Origin of the sequence: Pseudomonas sp. UBA5706, from assembly GCF_002419965.1 — a bacterium.
Lineage (GTDB): Bacteria > Pseudomonadota > Gammaproteobacteria > Pseudomonadales > Pseudomonadaceae > Aquipseudomonas.
This window is the reverse complement of sequence record NZ_DIHC01000039.1, coordinates 78,687-98,942: the sequence shown is the minus strand read 5'-3', so window position 1 is coordinate 98,942 and position 20,256 is coordinate 78,687. Positions and strand designations below refer to the sequence as shown.

The window sequence follows — 20,256 nt, the reverse complement described above, 5'->3', positions numbered from 1 at the left end:
GGACCATGATTGAAAACGGTGGAGAGTGAGCTTGCTCACGAAAGCGTTCGCACAGCCGCCGGATGCTTCGGGTCTCATGAGCAAACCTCACCGGAGAGCCTGTGGTAGCGTGCGAGCAGATCGGTTTTCGATCCTTTTCACCGTTTGTTCAACCGAAGCGCCAGCCGATCCCCGCCCAGCTGAATCACTGCCACCAGCACCACCAACAACACGATCACCGTCAGCATCACTTGTGTATCGAAGCGCTGATACCCGTAGCGATAAGCGATGTCGCCCAAACCACCCGCGCCAATCGCACCGGCCATCGCGGACGAATTGATCATGGTCACCAGGGTGATGGTGAAGCCGCCGACGATACCCGGCAGCGCTTCGGGCAGCAGGACGTGCCAGACGATGTGCCAGCGTCGGCAGCCCATCGCCTGCGCAGCTTCGATCAGACCGTGGTCGACCTCCCGCAAGCTGACCTCGGCGATGCGCGCAAAGAAGGGTGTAGCCGCAATGGTCAACGGCACGACGGCGGCCCACACGCCATAGGTGGTGCCGACGATCAGCCGGGTGAAGGGAATTAGCGCGACCATCAGGATCAGAAACGGCACCGAGCGAAAGATATTCACGAACGCACCCAATACACGATTGACGTTTGGTGCTTCGAAGATCCCGCCCTTGGCACTGGTGACGAGAATGACCGCCAGCGGAATGCCCAGGATCAGCGCTATCAGCGATGACACGCCGACCATCAGAAAGGTATCGATAACGCCTTGCCACAAACGATCAAGCCACATAGCCCAGTACCTTTGCATGTTGCGCCAGCTTGCGTGCGCGCAGGAGAAGTTCTTCGGGCGACAACGGCGAGTGGCTAACGGCCAGAAGCAAATGCCCCAGCGCTCGTCCCTGAATGCGTTCCACACCGCCGTGCAGCAGGCTGACGCGCCCGCCAAACGCGCTGAACAGCGCTGACAGATCCGGCTCGTTGCCGTCGCTGCCGGTGAATTGCAGATCGAGCACGACGCTGGCCTTGTTGTCCGATGGCTGCGCTTGCAGGCGAGCCTGCACGTCTTCCGGCAACGCGTGTTGCAACGGCGCCAGCAGGGTTTTGCTGACCTCATGCTGCGGGTCGCCGAACACCTGCCAGACCGGGCCCTGCTCGACGATTCTGCCGCGCTCAAGAACCACCACGCGATCACAGATTTCGCGGATGACCGCCATTTCGTGGGTGATAAGGATGATCGTCAGCCCCAGCCGCTGATTGATCTCGCGCAGCAGGCCGAGAATCGATTGCGTGGTTTCCGGGTCAAGGGCCGAGGTGGCTTCGTCACAGAGCAGAATTTGCGGGTCGTGAACCAGCGCGCGCGCAATGCCCACGCGCTGTTTCTGCCCTCCGGACAACTGCGCCGGATAGGCATCGTGCTTGTCTTGCAGACCCACCAACTCCAGCAGCTCGGCAACCTTGCGTTTGCGCTGCGCTTTGGGAACGCCGGCCACCTTAAGCGGCAACTCAACGTTCTTGCACACGGTTTTGGCCGACATCAGGTTGAAGTGCTGAAAGATCATGCCGATCCGTCGGCGCAGCTCCACCAGCTTGTCTTCGTTGAACGCAGCGATGTCGACCTGATCGATCAATACCCGCCCGCTGCTGGGTTGCTCCAGGCGGTTGATGGTGCGGATCAGCGATGATTTGCCTGCGCCGCTGCGGCCAATGATGCCGAACACCTCGCCGCGCTGAATATCCAGATCGATACCTTGCAGTGCCGCGACCGGTCCTTGCTGGCCCTCATAAATCTTGCCCAGCTGGCTGAAGCGCACGTGGGCATTGGCTTTCTCCGGATGCAGGCTCGCCTGTGCGGCGGAATGCGCAGCGGGCTCTTCCAGTGGCAGGGAGCGTTGCATGGTTGCATTCATGTTCAGTTCTTCCAGCCAACCTGATACAGCGAGCCATTCACTTTATCCAGTGAAGCGCGCACCACAGGGGAGTGTTGGTAGATGTCGATGAATTTGGCCAGGCGCGGGTCGTCCTTGTGGTCCGGCTTGATCACGAACTGGATGACGTATTCCGGATGATCCAGGCCGTCGAACAGAATCGCCGAGCCTGCATCGAAGGTTTTCGCCAGGCGGATATACGCCGGGTAACCCTGCACCAGATCGGCGTCGTCATAAGCGCGGACCAACTGCACCGCTTCGACCTGAATCAGCTTGATCTTCTTCGGGTTGGCGGTGATGTCGTCTTCGGTGGCCTTGTAACCGACGCCCGGTTTAAGGGTGATTAGGCCTGCCTTGGCCAGCAGTTGCAGCCCGCGGCCGCTGTTGATCGGGTCGTTGGCGATGGCCACGGTGGCGCCGGTTGGCAGTTCATCGAAGCTTTTGTACTTTTTGGAGTACAAGCCTACGTTGTTGATGATGCCCGGCGCGTAGGGCTCCAGATCGAAGCCCGATGCAGCCTTGGCGTTTTCCAGAAACGGAATGTGCTGGAAGTAGTTCACGTCGATGTCGCCCGCGTTAAGGCTCACGTTCGGCGCGATCCAATCGGTGAATTCGACCAGTTCGACTTTAAGGCCTTGCTTGTCTGCCTCAGCGACAGCGGCCTCCAGCGGAATGGCGAAGGCGGCGGTGGTGCCAACCTTGAGTGGCTGATCGGCTGCTTGGGTAACGCCGGTGAACAGGCCCAAGGACAGGGCCAGGGTCAGAAGTGTTTTGCTCATATTGTTATGTCCGCTTCAATAATCTGATGAGTGAGGCCGGTTGGGCAGAGCGCGTTCTGTAGCAGTCCGGCTTGCCAACGGCAGCGCGCGTGAAGACGCCACCGTCGCAAGCCGGATTGCTACAGGGGAAGCGCTTCTGAATCCTGCTTTTGCCTGTAGCCGGCGCCGATATGCCGTTGTGGCAAACGCGCATCGCCTTCGGCGAACAGCTTCTCGCGCAAGGTCCCTTGCTCGTAAGCGGTCTTGTACGAACCGCGCCGTTGCAACTCGGGGATCACCAGCTCGATGAAGTCTTCATAGCTCTCTGGCGTGACGATGCGGGTCAGGTTGAAGCCGTCCAGGCCGGTCTCGGCGATCCACGATTCGAGCTCGTCGGCCACCTGCTCGGGCGAGCCAATCACCGTGATGTAGCGACCGCCCAGCGCGTGCTGGTCCAGCAGTTTGTAACGGGTCCAGTCGTTGTCTTTGAGAATTTTGGTTGCCGACTGAATGGCGTTGCCTTTGACGTGCTGGATCGGCTCGTCCAGTCCGTAGTCGGCGAAGTCGATACCGGTCGAGGCGGCGAAGTGCGCGAGTCCGGCCTCGGCGCTGGCGTACTTCAAATACTCCGCATGCTTGGCGCGCGCGGCGTGTTCAGTCACTCCGACGATGACGTTAAGGCCCATGAACACCTTGATGTCGTCCGGGTTGCGACCGGCGGCCACGGCGCTGGCGCGCACCTTGTCCACTTGCTCGCGGGTCGCGGATTTGTTCTGCGCGCTGATGAACACGCATTCGGCATTGCTGCCAGCGAACTGCAAACCGCGTTCGGAGCTGCCGGCCTGAAACAGCACCGGCGTGCGCTGCGGCGATGGCTCGCACAGGTGATAGCCCTCAACCTGATAGAACTCGCCGTGGTGGCGCACGTAGTGCACTTTTTCCGGTTGCGCATAAATGCGCGCCTGACGATCCTCTATCACCGCGTCGTCTTCCCAGCTGCCCTCCCAGAGCTTGTACAGCACCTCCAGGTATTCGTCGGCCTGGTCGTAACGACGGTCGTGCTCGATCTGCTCCGTGAGGCCCATGGCCTTGGCGGCGCTGTCCAGATAGCCGGTGACAATATTCCAGCCCACGCGCCCGCGCGTCAGGTGATCGAGCGTCGACATGCGGCGGGCGAACAGATAGGGCGCTTCATAGGTGAGATTGGCGGTCAGGCCAAAACCGAGGTTTTTCGTCACTGCAGCCATGGCTGAGACCAGCAGCAGCGGGTCGTTGACCGGCAGCTGAATCGACTCTTTTAACGTGACATCAACCGATTTCTGATAGACGTCGTAGACCCCTACGATATCGGCGATGAACAGTCCGTCGAACATCCCGCGCTCCAGCAGCTGAGCCAGGTGGGTCCAGTATTCAATGGTTTTGTACTGGGTCGAGGTATCCCGTGGGTGGGTCCAGAAACCGTGATTGATGTGCCCGATGCAGTTCATGTTGAACGCATTGAGCAGGATCTTTTTCTTGCTCATCAGATCGTCCCCCGGCGTGGAGGGTTAACCTCATTAAGGTAGAAATTGCCGATGGCGTGGTACTTCCAGCGCACCGGGTCATGAAGGGTGTGGACCCGAGCATTGCGCCAGTGGCGATCCAGCCCGTGCTCGGCCAGGGTCGACTGCGAGCCGGCCAGTTCGAACAGCGTGCTGCTGGCCGCCAGCGAAATCTCGGTACTGATGGCGCGGGCTTCGGCCACGGCAATTGAGGCTTTTGCCACGTTCTCGGCAGTGCTCTGGGCCTGCGCCCGGTCCAGATATTCGCCAGCGCGTTCGAGCAAGGCTTCGGCGGCATGAAGGCGGATGCCAAGCCTGCCGAAACTGTGCAGGGTCAACGGGTCGTCCACGGCCTTTTCGATGCCCGAATCGATCCAGGGACGGGTACGAGTGCGCACGAAATGCAGGGCGTCTTCATAAGCCGCCCGGGCTATACCGGTGTCGATGGCCGCATGAAGAATCTGCGCCAGCGGGCCGACGGTCGTCGGGCGCTCGAACGCCGTCTGAAACGGCACCACATCCTCGTCGCTGACAAACACGTTGTCGAACTCCACCGAGCCGCTACCGGTGGTGCGTTGGCCGAACCCGCTCCAGTCATCGATCACTTGCAGGCCCGCCGCATCAGCCGGGACGAATGCCAATTGCTGAACGCCGTCGTCATCAATGACCGAGGTGGGAATACGCTGTGCGTACAGCGCACCCGTGGCGTAGAACTTGCGCCCGTTGATGCGCCAGCCCTGGCCGTCAACGCTGCTCGGGTCACGGCTCAGGCGCGTGGTACGGTCGTGGGCGGTCTTGGTCCCGAGTTCGGCCAGCGCATTACCCAATCGCTGGCCACCGAGCACTTCGGCATACAGACGCTTGTGCTGCTCGGGACTGCCGTTCACGCGCAGCACTTCGAGGGCGTAGAAGTGGTTCTGTGGAATCTGCCCCAGTGAGCCATCGGCCACCGAGATGAGGCGGATGACTTCGGCCAGGGTGACGCTGGAAACCCCCGCGCCGCCAAAGGCTTTCGGCACGCTGATACCCCACAGCCCCAAGCGGGAAAACTGTTCCAGTTCAAGGTGCGGCAGACGGCGTTCGCGATCACGAATGGCGCTCTGCTCTTTGAATGACTCGGCCAGCGCATGGGCGACGTGCAGTGCCTGGGCGTCATCTTTGATGATCGCGGTCGCCGCCTGCGTGTCACGCGGCAAGGATTGAAGACTCATATGTGTGCTTCCAGTTGTCTGGTTCAGATCCAGGAGTGACGGGCAGGCAGGCTGCCGTTGAGGTTCCAGGCACCGACGGCGTGAATCTTCCAGCGCACCGGGTCGTGCAAGGTGTGCACGCGAGCATTACGCCAGTGACGATCGAGATTGAATTCGGCCAACGTCGCGCGACTGCCGGACAGCTCGAAGAGCTTCTCACTGGCCTGCAGGGCGATTTCGGTGGTGAGCACCTTGGCTTCGGCCACCGCGATGGACGCTCGGGCAGCGGATTGCGCATCGATGGGCGCCGCGGCGATTTCATCCAGCACGCGACCGGCCTTGTTGAGCAAGGCTTCGGCAGCGTGCAGTTCCAGTTTCAGCTTGCCGATATCGGCAATGACGTACAGATCGTCGCTGGCGCGCTCGGCATTAGCGTCGATCCACGGCCTTGAGCGCTCGCGCACGAAGCCAATGGTTTCGTCGATGGCTTCACGAGCAATGCCTGCGTCGATCGCCGCTTGAATCAGTTGCGAAACCGCACCCTGGATATTCGGCGCCAAGGCCAGCTTCCAGTTTTCGATCACCAGCTCGCCACTGACCCGCACGTTTTCCAGCAGCACACTGCCACTGGCGGTGGTGCGCTGGCCGAAGCCGGACCAGTCGTCAATGATATGCAGCCCCGGCGTGCCGCGCGGCACGAAGACCAGCACCTGTTTGCCGTCGTCGTTGATCGCCTTGACTGCGACCCAGTGGGCGAACAGCGCGCCGGTCGAGTAAAACTTGCGACCATTGAGCGAAAAATGATCACCGTCGGCGGTCAAGCGCGTCTTCACTTCAAGCGTGTTTTTTGTGCCACGTTCAGGGCCACCGTTACCGATGCGCGCGCCGTTGAGAATGCTGTCGAACAGCACTTTCTTCTGCGCATCGCTGGCGCTGCCGATCAGTGAATTGAGAATTCCGAAATGATTCTGCGGTATCTGCCCAACCGCAGGATCGGCTGCGGACACAATGGCAAATACCTGGGCGACGGTGGCGAACGATACTTGAGGCCCGCCGTATGCGTTCGGTACGCAAATACTGCCCAAACCGCTGCGCGTGAACAGTTCGATTTCAGCCCATGGCAACAGGCGCTCGCGATCTCGCGTGGCAGCGCCAGGCCGGATAAGGGCTGCCAGCTGGTGGGCGGCGCAGAGCGCTTCGGCGTCGTTACGCAGTACTTTTGCGGGCAGCAGAGGGGGAGCAATGTCCAGGGTGTGCTGGACAGAAAGTGCGTTTAGATCAGTCATGGTGGCGACTTCTCCAAATGCTCAATGCCCTGGCGTTATGCACTGGGGTAATTGTGTACGGACCCATTGGAACCTCGATTCGTCGCCGCATTGGCGGCAGGGGAACTTGCAGTGGTCCGGTGGTCCGGTGCATATACCCTAAGCGTGTATAAAAATTAAATAAACTTACATTTGGGAATAAGCATAGAAGCCGAAAAGGGGCGCTGATGGGTACATTTCGATTTTTGCAGGTCAGCAGGTTTGCCCATCGTGGGTATGGACTGAAGAGCAGCAAGAGGGTGGAGTGGCCGACGATCGGTTGGCGGCATGGCGGACGATTCGCAGGGAGTTCCACGCCGCTCATTGGCGGGGGAACGCCGATCCTGGCTGGGCGTTGCAGGAGTTTTATAAAAATTTCGGGATGCGTCTGGTGAACAGCGCAGTGGAAGATTCGTTCACGCTTCGGACCCACCGCGACGAACTGGGTAATTCAAGACCCTGTAACCTCCAGCACCGCCGCAGCGCGATAGCGCGCGTCGCGACGGTGCTTTCGGGGCGGGGCAGCGGTCACTGTTCAAGCTCGGGGGTAGCGCCAGTACAGACTTTGAGGCTACGTGCCGGTGCCCACAGTGAGTTGTTGCCTACCCGGTCGATGATGCAGTAAGTCACTTCCTGATGCGGGTCGTCCCCGGCCTCGCGGATCAGCGCAGCCGGCACATGAAGCGTGATGTCCCGGCCGACCTGTTGCTCCGTCAGCGCGGGAATATCCATGCGGATATCGCCCCAGCGCAGGGTGATTTCATCGTACACCTCCATGTGCAGGTAGGGCTCGATCGTGACATGGATGCCGTCTTTCACTTGTTGAGCGCTCAACCCCCGATGCATGACGGAGTCGGGAAACTTCACCGGGGCCAGCCCTTGGTTTTCATCACCCTCCGCGCTGACCAGATGGCCACCGGGCGTTTCCAGTTTGACCCAGACTTTGCAACTGGGTGATCGGACGGATTCGCTGCCTATCTTCGTCACACGATAGTAAGTTTTGACCTTGCCGCTCTGCAGGAAACTCTCGGGTATATGTAGGACGGATGTATATCCAATGTCGGATTCCGATAACAGTGTCGACGCGACATAACAGTCTCCCCAAAAAAGTTCGATTAAATCGCCACACTCCATCTGCGGGTAAGGATCGATGTTGACTAACAGGTGAGTGGCGGCCAGCGCACCGATCCCCTGTTTGTTTGATTGCGGTAAGTACGGTGCAAAGAGTTTTAGCGGCGTTCGGCTGACAGGGGTATGAATCATCTTCGGTTCTCACTGGAAGTTGGGCCTGAAGTAAGCGGTGCAACGGTAATCGCCATCACGGGCACTCTGTTGAATCGATGTCCTAAGTACACGCTCGATGCGTAGTGTTGGCAAACCATACAAACGGTTCCAATTTCGGACTTGCTTCTTTCGCCCTGAAAGTAATCGAGATTGTTGTCGAGCTAATTGTGTTACCGCATATCTGTCAATGAGTGATAAGGGGTAAGCGGTTGTGTGCGACATAAACAGATACTTCCTACAGCTTGGTTTAGCTCCAGATGCAGTAAGTCGGCGCAATGTCCTACTTGTAGCGGTTCGTCTGTTAATAGAGAGCAGGGCGAAATACGTTGGAAACCGAGTCGAGCGCTATTCGTGAGGCGCTGGAAGGTCAATGTACGAGCCCGTCAGCTGACGTAAGCACCCGTGCATTGCATTGAGAAAGTCGATAGAAAGCCCACGATGATGCGGGGCGGCATTAGAGAGAGCTTTGTTGACTCCAAACTTTTCCAAATGTTGGACGCAAAGAAAACGGCGCTGATGAGCGCCGTTTATTACACGCAAGTTGTAGGATTAGTTCCTGCTGCGTTCCAGAAACTGACGAGTGCGCTCTTCCTTGGGGTTGGCGAACAGCTCCTTGGCGTCGCCCTGTTCCACGATCACACCCTTATCGATGAATACCACACGGTTGGCCACATCCCGGGCGAATTTCATTTCGTGGGTGACGATGACCATCGTGCGTTTTTCTTCGGCCAGTGCGCGGATGGCGTTAAGCACTTCGCCGACCAATTCGGGGTCAAGCGCCGAGGTCGGTTCATCGAACAGAATGACCTCCGGCTCCATCGCCAAAGCTCTGGCGATCGCAACCCGCTGCTGCTGCCCACCGGACAAGCGACGCGGATAAGCGTCTTCCTTGCCGGCAAGGCCGACCTTGGCCAGCAGCGTGCGTCCCAACTCGATGGCCTGTCCGCGTGGCATCTTCTTGACCACAGTTGGGCCTTCGATGACGTTTTCCAGCGCCGTGCGATGGGGAAACAGGTTGAAGTTCTGGAACACGAAACCCACGTGTTGGCGCAGTTGGCGGATCAAGCCCTGTTGTTGGCTCAGTGGCCGGCTGCCGTCGATCCTGATGTCGCCGACGACGATGCTGCCGCTGGTGGGTTCCTCGAGAAAGTTCAGGCAGCGCAGGAACGTGGTTTTGCCGGAACCGCTGGGGCCGATGATAGCGACCACTTCGCCTGGCTCGACCTTCAGGTCAATGCCCTTGAGCACTTCATTGCCCTTGAATTGCTTGGTCAGTTTTTCAACCGTGATCATGCTTCAGGACTCCACATCGTGGCGGTTGGCCCGTGCTTCCAGGCGATTCTGGAAATGTGCCAGCACGCTGCACAGCACCCAGTAGATCACCGCGACGGTGAGGTACATGGTGAAGACTTCCAGCGTCCTCGACGAAATCAGCTGCGCCTGACGGAACACTTCCGGCACCTGAATAGTGGCGGCCATCGCCGTGTCCTTGACCAGCGAAATGAAGCTGTTACCCAAAGGCGGCAGAGCGGTACGCGCGGCTTGCGGCAGGATCGCCCGGCGCATGATCTGGGCTCGGGTCATGCCGATACTGGCGGCGGCTTCCCACTGCCCTTTATCCACCGCGCCGATGGCGGCGCGCAGGATTTCGCAGGCATAGGCGGCCATGTTCAACGAAAGGCCAATCAATGCCGCGCTGATGGCATCCAGTTCAATGCCCAGATCAGGCAGGCCGTAATAGATCATGAACAGCTGAACCAACAGGGGCGTGCCGCGAAAGAACGACACGTAGACCCGGGCGATGGCACTGACGATCCACACCTTCGACAAACGCATCAGTGCCAGGCCGAAGCCCAGCACCAATCCGAAGAACATCGATCCGAGACTCAGGCCCACCGTGTAATACGCGCCCTTAAGCAGAAAGGGCGCGGAGTCCAGCGCGAGCTGCAGGCTCTCTGGAATCATTTGGTCACGTCAGCCTTGAAGTACTTTTGCGAAAGCTTGGCGAGGGTGCCATCGGTGCGCAGTTTGTCGATAGCTTTGTTGAGAGCGTCCAGCAGTTCAGGTTCGTCCTTGCGCAGTGCAATACCGGCTTCCTGGCGGGAGAAGGGTTCCCCGGAAACGGCCAGTTTGTCCTTGGTCTTGGCGATCAGCTCAAGCGCGGCGAGACGATCGACCAGGATGGCGTCGATGCGGCCCACGCGCAGATCCTGGTACTTGGTCGGATCATCGTCGTAGGTTTTGACGACGGCGCCAGGAACGTTGGCCTTCAGCCATTGTTCGTAGTTGGTCCCTAGGCCAACACCGACTTTTTTGCCCTTCAGGTCGGCAGCCGTCTTGATCACGCCAGCATCCTTGGTCTGTACCAGGGCTTGAATGCCGGACACGGTATAGGGTTCCGAAAAGTCGTATTTCTTCTTGCGCTCGTCGGAAATGGTCACTTGGTTGACGACGACGTCCAGACGCTTGGATTCCAGCGCCGCAAGGATGCCTGCCCATGGCGTTGCAGTCAGCTTGACCTTTACGCCCAGCTCCTTGGCCAGGGCCTCGGAAAATTCGACCTCGAAACCGGTCAGCTTGCCGTCCTCGCCCACGAAGCTGAAAGGCGGGTAGGTGCCTTCCAGGCCGACATTGAGGGTGCCGTTCTTTTTGATGGTTTCCAGTTGATCACCAGCGACGGCATGGGTGACCAGACCGGTGCCGAGCACCAGGCTGAATGCCGACAGCAGGAAGGTGCGGCGGATTGCAGACATATTCATGTGAGTCCCCTGTTCTAATTGGAGTGTCAGGCAAGCTTCAGACCTGACGAAACTACTGTGGCATCGCAGCTTTATCCAGCTTTTTCAGTGCTCTGCCGGATAGCGCTGCGGCTGCTGGCAGCGATCATAAAAGCAGTTGTTTAGGATTAAAAATAATAAAAAATGAATCCGTTAGTTGGTTTTTGTATATGCCCAGCCGTTGCTTGACGGGGTATCGCCAGAGCAACGTGTGGCGCCGTCTCTTGCTGTCAAACCCCGCGCCAATCACTGGCGTGAAAAGACATCCGGGTAGGCGAATAACGCCGGAGCGCCGCCGGTGTGCAGAAAGATGATCGGGCCATCGTCCACGCGTTGCCGACCGATTCCATCCAGCAGCCCGGCCATTGCCTTGCCGGTGTACACCGGGTCCAGCAGCAAGCCCTCCTGGCTTGCGACCAGTTTGATCGCTGACAAGGTGCCCGCGTTCGGTTCGCCATAGCGTGGACCATAATATTCGTCCCACAGGCTCACCTTGAAGGCCGTGGGCATTGGTTCACCGAGCAGCTCGGCAGTGCGTTCGGCCAGCCCCAGCACCTTTGGCGCCTGAGTTTCTTCCGGGCGCGATACGGTCACGCCGATCACCGGCAATTGCGGCAATGCTTCGGCCAGTGCCAGGGCAAGACCGCTGTGAGTGCCCGCGCTGCCTGAAGCCAGCACGACTGCGGCGAATTGCACGCCGCTTTGCTGAATCTGCTCGGCCAACTCGAAACCCGCACGCACATAACCCAGTGCGCCAACGGGGCTGGAGCCCCCGATCGGCACCAGATACGGCTTTTTGCCGCTCGCACTTAAACGCGCGGCCAGGGCTTGAAGCTGCTCATCGGCGTTATCGAGGTTTTCCACCTGCTCAACCCTGGCGTCGAACAGGTCCAGCAGCAGTCGATTGCCATTGCCCAGGTAATTGCGGTCTTCGGTGTTGATCGGGTTTTCCAGCAGCGCGACGCAGCCCAGTCCCAGTTTTGCAGCCAGCGCGGCTGTCTGGCGCACGTGGTTGGACTGGATAGCGCCGGCGGTGATCAGCGTGTCAGCACCTTGGGCCAGCGCATCCGCCGCCAGGTATTCGAGCTTGCGCAACTTGTTGCCACCCATGGCCAACGGAGTGATGTCGTCGCGTTTGACATAAATATCCCGACCGGCCCATGTCGATAGGCGTTCGAGTTTCTCCAGCGGCGTTGGAGCACCCAGCAGTTGCAGGCGGTCAAAACGTTCAAGCTGTTGTTTGATCATGGTGATATCGGTACATCCGCAAGTGAGTCGCTGGACTATAGGTAGACGATTCCGACAGGGCAACTGGAGGGTTTACTTAACGAATCGGGTATAGGCTCACAAAAATAGTTATTTTTTTGCGGCAAATGTTTGCCGTAGAGTGGCTTGGCCTTCGGCCATGTCCAGCCTGACGAGCCGTTGAACTGAGGAGAAACCTGCGTGAGCACTATTCCCGAACTGTCGCCGCAAGACTGTGCCGAGGGACTGACCGGCCATTGGCAATTGCAGCGGATCGTGGGTGAGTTGCGCGCCGCGCGTGATGACTGGCGCACGCGCAATGGTCGTGTCAGTGGTGAGAAAGGCGGTCGTGAGCTGCCTTCCCGCGAGGCCATGCGCGACATTCTTGAGGCCTTGGGCGGTGCGCTGTTCCCCATGCGCCTGGGGCCAGTGGACCTGCGCGAAGAGAGCGAAGACTTCTACGTCGGCCACACCCTGGACGTTGCCCTGAACTCGCTGCTGGATCAGGCGCGGCTCGAACTGCGTTACGTCGCCCGCCAGCGCGGGGAGGACGCGACCTGCGCCGACGTGCACGCCGAGCGGCTGATTCAGGACTTCGCCAGCGCACTACCGAACATCCGGCGCATCCTCGATACCGACGTACTGGCGGCCTATCAGGGCGACCCGGCGGCGCGCAGTGTCGATGAGGTGCTGCTGTGCTATCCAGGGATTCTCGCAGTCATTCATCATCGTCTGGCCCATCATCTTTACAACAATGGCCTGCCGCTGCTGGCGCGAATCAGTTCGGAGCTGGCGCACTCGGCCACCGGCATCGACATCCATCCTGGCGCGCAGATCGGCCTGAGCTTCTTCATCGATCACGGCACCGGTGTGGTCATCGGCGAAACGGCGATCATTGGGGAGCGCGTAAGGATTTATCAGGCCGTGACTCTTGGAGCAAAACGCTTCCCGGCGGACGAGGACGGGCAGTTGCAAAAAGGTCATGCTCGCCATCCGATCGTCGAAGACGACGTGGTGATTTATGCAGGCGCGACCATTTTGGGGCGCATCACCATTGGCAAGGGATCGACCATCGGCGGTAACGTCTGGCTGACCCGCAGCGTGCCACCGGACAGCAACGTGAACCAGGCCAGCCTGCAGCACGATGACGGGACGCAGAAGTAACTGACCGCTTACCGCACCGGGCTCCTACGGAGCTCGATGCCATGTACACAGACTCTGTAGCAACACGGCTCACCGGCGGCAGCAATCTTATAATCGCTACCGCTGGCGAGCCGTACTGCAACAGTTTTTTATCCGCCCCTCCAATCCCTCTCAAAGCCCCGGAACCAACACCTTCGAGGGCGCGTCATAGCCTCGCTTGAGCCGGTGTCCAAGGACCTGCGGTTGGTTCTTCACCCCCTTTCCATGTTTTAATTGAACGTTCAATCAAGTTAAACCGGTGGTTCGCTGCCCGCTCAAAACAGGAGGCCTACCCTTGCCGTATCCGCTGTGCATGAACGTTTTCACTCCCCTCAGGGCGGTATCCGCGTGAGCGCTGCAAGCGCGCAAAACAGCGCGCCTGTGCGTATGAACGCTCCCGTCTTTTACTTCGCCGCCAGCTTCATTCTGATTTTCGGACTGGTCGTCATCAGCTTCCCCGAAGCGTCCGGCCAATGGTTGCTTGCCGCGCAGAACTGGGCGGCCAATACCGTTGGCTGGTACTACATGCTGGCCATGACCCTGTATCTGGTGTTCGTGGTCGTCACGGCCCTGTCCGGGTACGGCAAGATCAAGCTTGGCGCCGACCACGACGAACCCGAGTTCAGCTACCTGTCATGGGCCGGCATGCTGTTCGCTGCGGGGATCAGCATCACGCTGTTCTTCTTCTGTGTCTCCGAGCCACTGACCCACATGCTGCAACCGCCGCAGGGCGAGGGCGGCACCACCGCGTCGGCGCGTCAGGCCATGCAGTTGCTGTTTCTGCACTGGGGTCTGCACGGCTGGGGCGTCTTCGCTTTTGTCGGCATGGCATTGGCCTATTTCGCCTACCGGCACAACCTGCCATTGGCACTGCGTTCTGCGCTTTACCCGTTGATCGGTAAGCGCATCAACGGCCCTATCGGATACGCGGTTGACGGCTTCGGCATCATTGCCACCATCTTCGGCCTGGGTGCCGACATGGGGTTCGGTGTACTGCACCTGAACGCTGGTCTGGATTACCTGTTCGGCGTCGCGCACACACACTGGATTCAGGTCGGGCTCATCACGTTGATGATGGGCGCCGCGATCCTCGTGGCTGTGGCAGGCGTCGACAAAGGCGTGCGGGTGATGTCCGACATCAACATGCTGCTGGCCTGCGCGCTGCTGCTGTTCGTGCTGTTTGCCGGGCCCACGCAGCATCTGCTTAACACCTTGGTGCAAAACATCGGCGATTACCTCGGCGCGCTGCCGACCAAGAGTTTCGACGTCTATGCCTACGACGGCCCGAGTGACTGGCTGGGCGGCTGGACGGTGTTCTATTGGGCCTGGTGGATTGCCTGGTCGCCTTTCGTCGGACTGTTCATTGCGCGCATTTCCCGAGGCCGCACCATTCGTGAGTTCGTCTGCGGCGTGCTGTTGATTCCCTTGGGCTTCACCCTGGCGTGGATGTCGATCTTTGGCAACAGCGCCATCGACCTGGTGCTCAACCACGGCATGGCGGCATTGGGACAATCGGCCATCGACGACCCGTCCATGACCCTCTACCTGATGTTGCAAAACTATCCGTGGAGCAAAACCGTCATTGCGGTCACGGTGTTCATCAGCTTCGTGTTTTTCGTAACCTCGGCGGATTCCGGCACGGTGGTGCTGTCGACCCTTTCGGCCAAGGGCGGCAGCCCGGACGAGGACGGTCCCAAATGGCTACGCGTGTTCTGGGGCGTGATGACGGCGCTGATCACCAGCGGGCTGCTGTTTTCGGGGAGCATCGATGCGCTGAAGTCGGCCGTGGTGCTGACGTCGCTGCCGTTCTCGCTGATTCTGCTGACCATGATGTGGGGCCTGCACAAGGCGTTCTACATGGAGTCGCAGCGCCAGATCGCACAGCTCTATTCATTGGCGCCGGTTTCCGGGGCGCGTCGAGGAGGCTGGCGTCAGCGTCTGAGTCAGGCGGTGCATTTCCCGTCCCGCGATGAGGTGTATCGCTTCCTCGATCAGACCGTGCGCCCGGCCATCGAAGACGTCACTGCGGTGTTCGTCGAAAAAGGCCTGAACGTGGTCACACAACCTGATCCGTCCAATCACACGGTCGGGCTGGAAATCGGCCACGGTGAAGAGCGACCTTTCATCTACCAGGTGACCATGCGTGGTTATTTCACGCCGTCCTTTGCCCGCGCGGGCATGGGCTCCAAACAACTGAACAACAGGCGCTATTACCGGGCCGAGGTGCACCTGAGCGAGGGCAGTCAGGATTACGACCTGGTGGGCTATACCAAGGAGCAGGTGATCAACGACATCCTCGACCAGTACGAGCGGCACATGCAGTTTTTGCATTTGGTGCGCTAGCTCACTGCGCCTATGCGAGGAATTTCGAATGCGAGTAGTCTCGCAAGGGCTTCGTTATCTGCCATTCAGACAAGAAAGAGAGGATTGAATGACCTACATCGCTGCCGAAAACCGTTATGAACGCGTTCCGTATCGCCGCGTGGGCCGTAGCGGTCTGGTGCTGCCCGCCCTGTCGATGGGCCTATGGCACAACTTTGGCGACAGCACACCGCTGGATACACAGCGCGCGATGCTGCGCACGGCGTTCGATCTGGGTATCAACCACTTTGATCTGGCCAACAACTACGGCCCGCCCTATGGCAGCGCCGAGGTCAACTTCGGGCGCCTGCTGCGTGAAGACTTCCAGCAGTACCGCGACGAGTTGATCATCTCCACCAAGGCGGGCTGGGACATGTGGCCCGGCCCGTATGGCCAGGGCGGTGGTTCGCGTAAATACGTGCTGGCCAGTCTCGATCAAAGCCTGCAGCGCATGGGCCTGGACTATGTGGATATTTTCTATTCGCATCGCTTCGACCCGGACACGCCGTTGGAAGAAACCGCAGGCGCGCTGGCGACTGCCGTGCAACAGGGTAAGGCGCTGTACATCGGAATCTCTTCGTATTCAGGGGCCAAGACCCGTGAGATCGCAGGCTTGTTGAAAGCGTGGAAGGTGCCGCTGCTGATTCATCAGCCGGCTTACAACCTGCTCAATCGCTGGGTCGAAAAAGACCTGTTGGACACCACCGACGAGTTGGGGTCAGGTGTCATCGCATTCACTGCGCTGGCCCAGGGGCTGCTGTCGGACAAATACCTGAACGGCGTTCCCAGGGACGCGCGGATCAATCGTCCCGGTGGTGGCTCGCTGCAGGCGTCGCACTTGTCCGAGCAGAATATCGAGCACGTGCGTGCGCTGAACGAGATCGCCAAGCGTCGTGGTCAAAGCCTCGCACAAATGGCGCTGGCCTGGACCCTGCGGGATCCGCGTGTCACGTCTGCCTTGATTGGCGCGAGCCGTCCTGAACAGATCATCGAAAACGTCGGCGCGCTGGATAACCTGGCGTTCAGCCAGGAAGAACTGGCCGAGATCGATCGGTTCGCAGTGGAAGGCGGCATCAACCTCTGGGAAAAGCCATCGTCGGCTGAGTGACGCCAGATAAACCTGGAACGCTGAATCTGAGGGAGCTTGCGCAGGTAACGACGGTGGCGAAGGGGGTCGACCTGACACACCGCCATTGCCACCGTCGTAACCGCCAGACGCTCCCACAGATCACTGTGAGTTCAGCGAGAACCGATTAGCCCTCATCCCCCTCATCATCGTCCCCACCATCGATCTTCATGCCCAACTCCTTGATCTTGCGCGTCAAGGTGTTACGGCCCCAACCGAGCAGCACGGCGGCGTCGCGGCGGCGGCCGGCAGTATGCTTCAGAGCGGTTTCGATCATGATGCGTTCGAAGGTCGGCACCGCGCTGTCCAGCAGGCTGGACTGCCCGCGAGCCAGCGCCTGATCGGCCCACTGACGCAACGCCTGTTCCCAGTTGGTGACCGGCGCAGCGTCCTGCGGCAAGCTGAGCAACTCGGGTGGCAGGTCGCTGATGTGCACTTCGCGACCCGAAGCCATGACGGTGATCCAGCGGCAGGTGTTTTCCAGCTGGCGCACGTTACCCGGCCAGGGCAGATGCTTGAGGTACTCCTCGGTTTCGGCCTTGAGCAGCTTCGGCTCGACTGCCAACTCCTGCGCCGCGCGGCTCAGGAAGTGCTTGGCCAGGGTCGGGATATCTTCGCGACGGTCGGACATGCGCGGAATGTGGATACGGATCACATTCAGGCGGTGGAACAGGTCCTCACGGAACTTGCCCGCTTGCACCAGCGTTTCCAGATTCTGGTGAGTCGCGGCGATGATGCGCACGTCCACCTTCACCGGCACATGGCCGCCTACCCGGTAGAATTCCCCATCCGCCAGCACGCGCAACAGACGCGTTTGCGTGTCGGCAGGCATGTCGCCAATTTCATCGAGGAACAACGTGCCGCCATCGGCTTGTTCGAACCGACCGCGACGCAGGTTGGCTGCGCCGGTGAACGCGCCTTTTTCGTGGCCGAACAGCTCCGATTCCATCAAATCCTTCGGAATCGCGGCCATATTCAGCGCAATGAACGGCGAAACCGAGCGCGGGCTGTGGCGATGCAGCGCGTGCGCAACGAGCTCCTTGCCGGTGCCCGACTCACCGTTGATCAGTACGGTGATGTTGGAGTGGCTCAAACGCCCGATGGCGCGAAACACTTCCTGCATCGCCGGCGCTTCGCCGATGATTTCCGGGGTACGGGTCAGGGTCGGCGCGACGTCCATGCCCTGTTGTTCCTGGGCGTGCTGATTGGCCCGCTTGACCAGCGAAACCGCTTCATCGACGTCGAACGGTTTGGGCAGGTATTCGAAGGCGCCGCCCTGATACGAGGCTACGGCACTGTCCAGGTCCGAATGGGCGGTCATGATGATCACCGGCAGGCGCGGGTGCTGTTCGCGAATCCGCGCCAACAGGTCCAGGCCGCTGGCGCCCGGCATGCGGATGTCGGAGATGATCACGTCCGGTTGCTGACGCGCCAGGCGGCTCATTACGCCGTCGGCGCTGTCGAAGCTTTGCGTGGTCATGCCTTCTTGCTGCAAGGCCTTTTCCAATACCCAGCGGATGGAACGGTCGTCGTCGACGATCCAGACAGTTTCACTACGGCTCATGTCGAAGCTGCTCCTTGTTCCAGTGGCAAGAAGATCGAGAAAGTTGTGTGGCCAGGATGGCTGTCACACTCGATCAGCCCCTGGTGCTGACTGATGATGTTCTGGGTGATGGCAAGGCCCAGCCCGGTACCATCCGGGCGGCCACTGACCATCGGGTAGAAAATGGTTTCTTGAAGTTCCTGGGGAATACCCGGCCCGTTGTCGATGATCTCGATCTTGCTCACCAGTCGATGACGCACATGGCCAATGGTGAACTGACGCATCGCGCGAGTACGCAAACTGATACGGCCAAGGCGCAGTTCGTTCTGACCGCTGATCGCCTGCATCGCATTGCGCACGATATTGAGCACAGCCTGGATCATTTGCTCGCGATCGATCAGCACGTCAGGAATGCTGGGATCATAGTCGCGCACCAATGTGATGCAGCCTTGGCTTTCCGCTTCTACCAGGCTGCACACCCGCTCCAGGACTTCGTGGACATTGGTCATCGCCAGCGACGGCAGCTTGTTCGAACCCAGCATCCGGTCAACCAGGTTTCGCAAGCGGTCGGCTTCTTCGATGATGACGTTGGTGTAGTCCTTGAGACTTTCTTCGGGCAGTTCGCGGGCCAGCAACTGGGCAGCGCCTCGGATCCCGCCGAGCGGATTCTTGATCTCGTGAGCCAGCCCGCGGACCAGCATCTTGGTGGTCTCCTGCTTCGACAGCTGCGCCTCTTCCTTGGTGATGCGCAACAGGCGATCGCGGGGATGGACTTCCAGCAGGAGCATGGTCTCGCCTTGCGAAAGAATCGGCGTTACGGCGTAATCGACGGTCAACGTCTGGCCCGTCAGCGCAGTCAGCATGGCTTCGCGTTTGGTAAACGGGTGCGCTTGCTCCACCGCTTGGCGAAGCGAGCTGAGTGCTTCGGCCGATTCGGTAAACAACTCGCTGATGAATTGCCCATGACTGCGTTGACCGCTGATCGCCAGCAGCATTTCGGCGGCCGGGTTCATGTACTCCAGGCGCAGGTCAGCGTTGAGCAAAATTGTGGCAGTGGTCAGGTTGTCGAGTAACAGTCGGTGCAATGTATCGCTGATTGTCATGAACTTCATTGACCTCTTTTGGCACATCGCACAAAGGGCGGACCCGAAGGTGCAGGCTCTGGTTGGTCTTCGCCAGCGTAGGAAGAGGACGGGTGCGCCGTTCATCCCTTGCTTATTCGTAAGAAAATGCAAAAAACAAACCAAGCTCCGAAAAGAAGCGTCTGGCCGAGCATTTTGGGCTTATTTTGCACCGTCAGCCCAAAGACAGCGCGACCTGAGCCGATAAGTGAACCAAAATGGGCTTTATCGAGGCGCATTCGTTCAGGTTGTGCACCATTTTGGAGCTTGGTCGTCCCGACTCCTTCATATTAGAAAAAGGGCAGGATGCTGCTTGGTTCCGGCGGCTTGTCCTTGATCGGGCATTCCGGGCGTACGCCGTAATCGTCAGGCTTGCAGGGTTGGGCGAGCCGTTTCTGCGCCAGTGAAATACGCATCATGTGAAATGGCTGATTGGGCGTGCGTTCAGACACTCGGCCCCACTCGTCCACGATTTCAATCGACAGCTGATGCGTGCCTCGATCGATGTTGGTCATCGGGAATACCGGGCTGCGGCCTGCCTGGGCATATGCCTTGCCGTCCAGTAGCAGGCGATAGGTGTGGCCGGGTTGCAGCTCCGGTTCGTTGGTGACCGTCACGATCAGGTTGCCCTGAATGTCACGAATCGTGGCGTCGGGTTCCGGCGCCAGAATGCGCAACAATTGATAGTGAAACAGCGGGCCTGGCTGGGGTTTGTTACTGGCAGCCTGGCTTGGCTTTTTAGGCGTGGACCTGATCTGGTTACCCGGCGCGATGTCGACCTTCTGCGCATTTTTGCGAGGCTGATCGGTGAAGACACGATTCCCCTCGGCGTCGACGTAGGTATACACCTCTGCGGCTACCGATTGGCTGATGAATATGAACAGGCAGAGCAGCGCATTGCGCAGCA

General features: G+C 59.4%; 17 protein-coding genes. 3 read left to right on the top strand and 14 right to left on the bottom strand.

The genetic code is table 11. The features are described from left to right. Positions 1–137 precede the first annotated feature (137 nt). The 11 genes from B3I26_RS19380 to B3I26_RS19330 form a co-directional block, all read right to left on the bottom strand. On the bottom strand, positions 138–782 hold the full coding sequence (locus B3I26_RS19380) for a methionine ABC transporter permease (RefSeq protein WP_296259986.1): 645 nt from the start codon (positions 780–782) through the stop codon (positions 138–140). Beyond that, positions 772–1,899 (bottom strand): methionine ABC transporter ATP-binding protein, encoded by a 1,128-nt coding sequence (locus B3I26_RS19375; protein WP_296259984.1) that lies wholly within the window; start codon positions 1,897–1,899, stop codon positions 772–774. The genes B3I26_RS19380 and B3I26_RS19375 overlap by 11 nt, the downstream gene beginning before the upstream one ends. 2 nt (positions 1,900–1,901) lie before the next feature. After that, on the bottom strand, positions 1,902–2,696 hold the full coding sequence (locus B3I26_RS19370) for a MetQ/NlpA family ABC transporter substrate-binding protein (RefSeq protein ID WP_296259982.1): 795 nt from the start codon (positions 2,694–2,696) through the stop codon (positions 1,902–1,904). Between the two features lie 119 nt (positions 2,697–2,815). Then, positions 2,816–4,198: an LLM class flavin-dependent oxidoreductase gene (locus B3I26_RS19365; RefSeq protein WP_296259981.1), complete on the bottom strand. Its 1,383-nt coding sequence runs from the start codon at positions 4,196–4,198 to the stop codon at positions 2,816–2,818. Beyond that, positions 4,198–5,427: an SfnB family sulfur acquisition oxidoreductase gene (locus B3I26_RS19360; RefSeq protein WP_296259980.1), complete on the bottom strand. Its 1,230-nt coding sequence runs from the start codon at positions 5,425–5,427 to the stop codon at positions 4,198–4,200. The genes B3I26_RS19365 and B3I26_RS19360 overlap by 1 nt, the downstream gene beginning before the upstream one ends. Positions 5,428–5,450: 23 nt before the next feature. Beyond that, positions 5,451–6,692, bottom strand: a complete 1,242-nt coding sequence (locus B3I26_RS19355; protein WP_296259979.1) for an SfnB family sulfur acquisition oxidoreductase — start codon at positions 6,690–6,692, stop codon at positions 5,451–5,453. Between the two features lie 546 nt (positions 6,693–7,238). Then, a complete protein-coding gene (locus tag B3I26_RS19350) occupies positions 7,239–7,973 on the bottom strand; it encodes a hypothetical protein (RefSeq protein WP_296259976.1) in 735 nt (244 codons plus the stop codon). A gap of 570 nt (positions 7,974–8,543) precedes the next feature. Then, positions 8,544–9,287 (bottom strand): L-cystine ABC transporter ATP-binding protein TcyN, encoded by a 744-nt coding sequence (gene tcyN / locus B3I26_RS19345; RefSeq protein WP_296259974.1) that lies wholly within the window; start codon positions 9,285–9,287, stop codon positions 8,544–8,546. A gap of 3 nt (positions 9,288–9,290) precedes the next feature. Next, positions 9,291–9,959, bottom strand: coding sequence for a cystine ABC transporter permease (gene tcyL, locus B3I26_RS19340; RefSeq protein ID WP_296259973.1), 669 nt, complete (start codon positions 9,957–9,959; stop codon positions 9,291–9,293). Beyond that, on the bottom strand, positions 9,956–10,753 hold the full coding sequence (gene tcyJ / locus B3I26_RS19335) for a cystine ABC transporter substrate-binding protein (RefSeq protein ID WP_296259972.1): 798 nt from the start codon (positions 10,751–10,753) through the stop codon (positions 9,956–9,958). Before tcyJ ends, tcyL begins: the two co-directional genes overlap by 4 nt. Positions 10,754–11,017: 264 nt before the next feature. Then, a complete protein-coding gene (locus B3I26_RS19330) occupies positions 11,018–12,019 on the bottom strand; it encodes a D-cysteine desulfhydrase (protein WP_296259971.1) in 1,002 nt (333 codons plus the stop codon). Between the two features lie 198 nt (positions 12,020–12,217). Here B3I26_RS19330 and epsC point away from each other — a divergent pair, with 198 nt between their 5' ends. The 3 genes from epsC to mgrA all read left to right on the top strand — a co-directional run bounded on the left by epsC (position 12,218) and on the right by mgrA (position 16,667). Further along, positions 12,218–13,180 carry a serine O-acetyltransferase EpsC gene (epsC, locus tag B3I26_RS19325; protein WP_296259969.1) on the top strand — a complete coding sequence of 321 codons (963 nt, stop codon included), beginning with the start codon at positions 12,218–12,220 and terminating at the stop codon, positions 13,178–13,180. A 366-nt stretch (positions 13,181–13,546) separates the two neighbouring features. Beyond that, positions 13,547–15,541, top strand: a complete 1,995-nt coding sequence (gene betT, locus B3I26_RS19320; RefSeq protein WP_296259967.1) for a choline transporter BetT — start codon at positions 13,547–13,549, stop codon at positions 15,539–15,541. A gap of 88 nt (positions 15,542–15,629) precedes the next feature. Further along, positions 15,630–16,667 (top strand): L-glyceraldehyde 3-phosphate reductase, encoded by a 1,038-nt coding sequence (gene mgrA / locus B3I26_RS19315; protein ID WP_296259965.1) that lies wholly within the window; start codon positions 15,630–15,632, stop codon positions 16,665–16,667. A 145-nt stretch (positions 16,668–16,812) separates the two neighbouring features. Here the strand turns inward: mgrA and ntrC are convergent, their stop codons facing one another. The 3 genes from ntrC to B3I26_RS19300 all read right to left on the bottom strand — a co-directional run bounded on the left by ntrC (position 16,813) and on the right by B3I26_RS19300 (position 20,254). Beyond that, entirely contained in the window at positions 16,813–18,249 is a 1,437-nt protein-coding gene (gene ntrC / locus B3I26_RS19310) for a nitrogen regulation protein NR(I) (protein ID WP_296259963.1), read from the bottom strand. Beyond that, complete coding sequence (gene glnL, locus B3I26_RS19305) at positions 18,246–19,331, bottom strand: nitrogen regulation protein NR(II) (protein ID WP_296260034.1); 1,086 nt, start codon at positions 19,329–19,331, stop codon at positions 18,246–18,248. Before glnL ends, ntrC begins: the two co-directional genes overlap by 4 nt. A gap of 308 nt (positions 19,332–19,639) precedes the next feature. Continuing rightward, a complete protein-coding gene (locus B3I26_RS19300; RefSeq protein ID WP_296260032.1) occupies positions 19,640–20,254 on the bottom strand; it encodes a DUF4124 domain-containing protein in 615 nt (204 codons plus the stop codon). Positions 20,255–20,256: the final 2 nt, after the last annotated feature.

Excerpts from the sequence above, each read along its gene's own strand:
- B3I26_RS19380 (WP_296259986.1), bottom strand. The coding sequence starts at position 782 with ATGTGGCTTGATCGTTTGTGGCAAGGCGTTATCGATACCTTTCTGATG.
- B3I26_RS19375 (WP_296259984.1), bottom strand. The coding sequence starts at position 1,899 with ATGAATGCAACCATGCAACGCTCCCTGCCACTGGAAGAGCCCGCTGCG.
- B3I26_RS19370 (WP_296259982.1), bottom strand. The coding sequence starts at position 2,696 with ATGAGCAAAACACTTCTGACCCTGGCCCTGTCCTTGGGCCTGTTCACC.
- B3I26_RS19365 (WP_296259981.1), bottom strand. The coding sequence starts at position 4,198 with ATGAGCAAGAAAAAGATCCTGCTCAATGCGTTCAACATGAACTGCATC.
- B3I26_RS19360 (WP_296259980.1), bottom strand. The coding sequence starts at position 5,427 with ATGAGTCTTCAATCCTTGCCGCGTGACACGCAGGCGGCGACCGCGATC.
- B3I26_RS19355 (WP_296259979.1), bottom strand. The coding sequence starts at position 6,692 with ATGACTGATCTAAACGCACTTTCTGTCCAGCACACCCTGGACATTGCT.
- B3I26_RS19350 (WP_296259976.1), bottom strand. The coding sequence starts at position 7,973 with ATGATTCATACCCCTGTCAGCCGAACGCCGCTAAAACTCTTTGCACCG.
- tcyN (WP_296259974.1), bottom strand. The coding sequence starts at position 9,287 with ATGATCACGGTTGAAAAACTGACCAAGCAATTCAAGGGCAATGAAGTG.
- tcyL (WP_296259973.1), bottom strand. The coding sequence starts at position 9,959 with ATGATTCCAGAGAGCCTGCAGCTCGCGCTGGACTCCGCGCCCTTTCTG.
- tcyJ (WP_296259972.1), bottom strand. The coding sequence starts at position 10,753 with ATGAATATGTCTGCAATCCGCCGCACCTTCCTGCTGTCGGCATTCAGC.
- B3I26_RS19330 (WP_296259971.1), bottom strand. The coding sequence starts at position 12,019 with ATGATCAAACAACAGCTTGAACGTTTTGACCGCCTGCAACTGCTGGGT.
- mgrA (WP_296259965.1), top strand. The coding sequence starts at position 15,630 with ATGACCTACATCGCTGCCGAAAACCGTTATGAACGCGTTCCGTATCGC.
- ntrC (WP_296259963.1), bottom strand. The coding sequence starts at position 18,249 with ATGAGCCGTAGTGAAACTGTCTGGATCGTCGACGACGACCGTTCCATC.
- glnL (WP_296260034.1), bottom strand. The coding sequence starts at position 19,331 with ATGACAATCAGCGATACATTGCACCGACTGTTACTCGACAACCTGACC.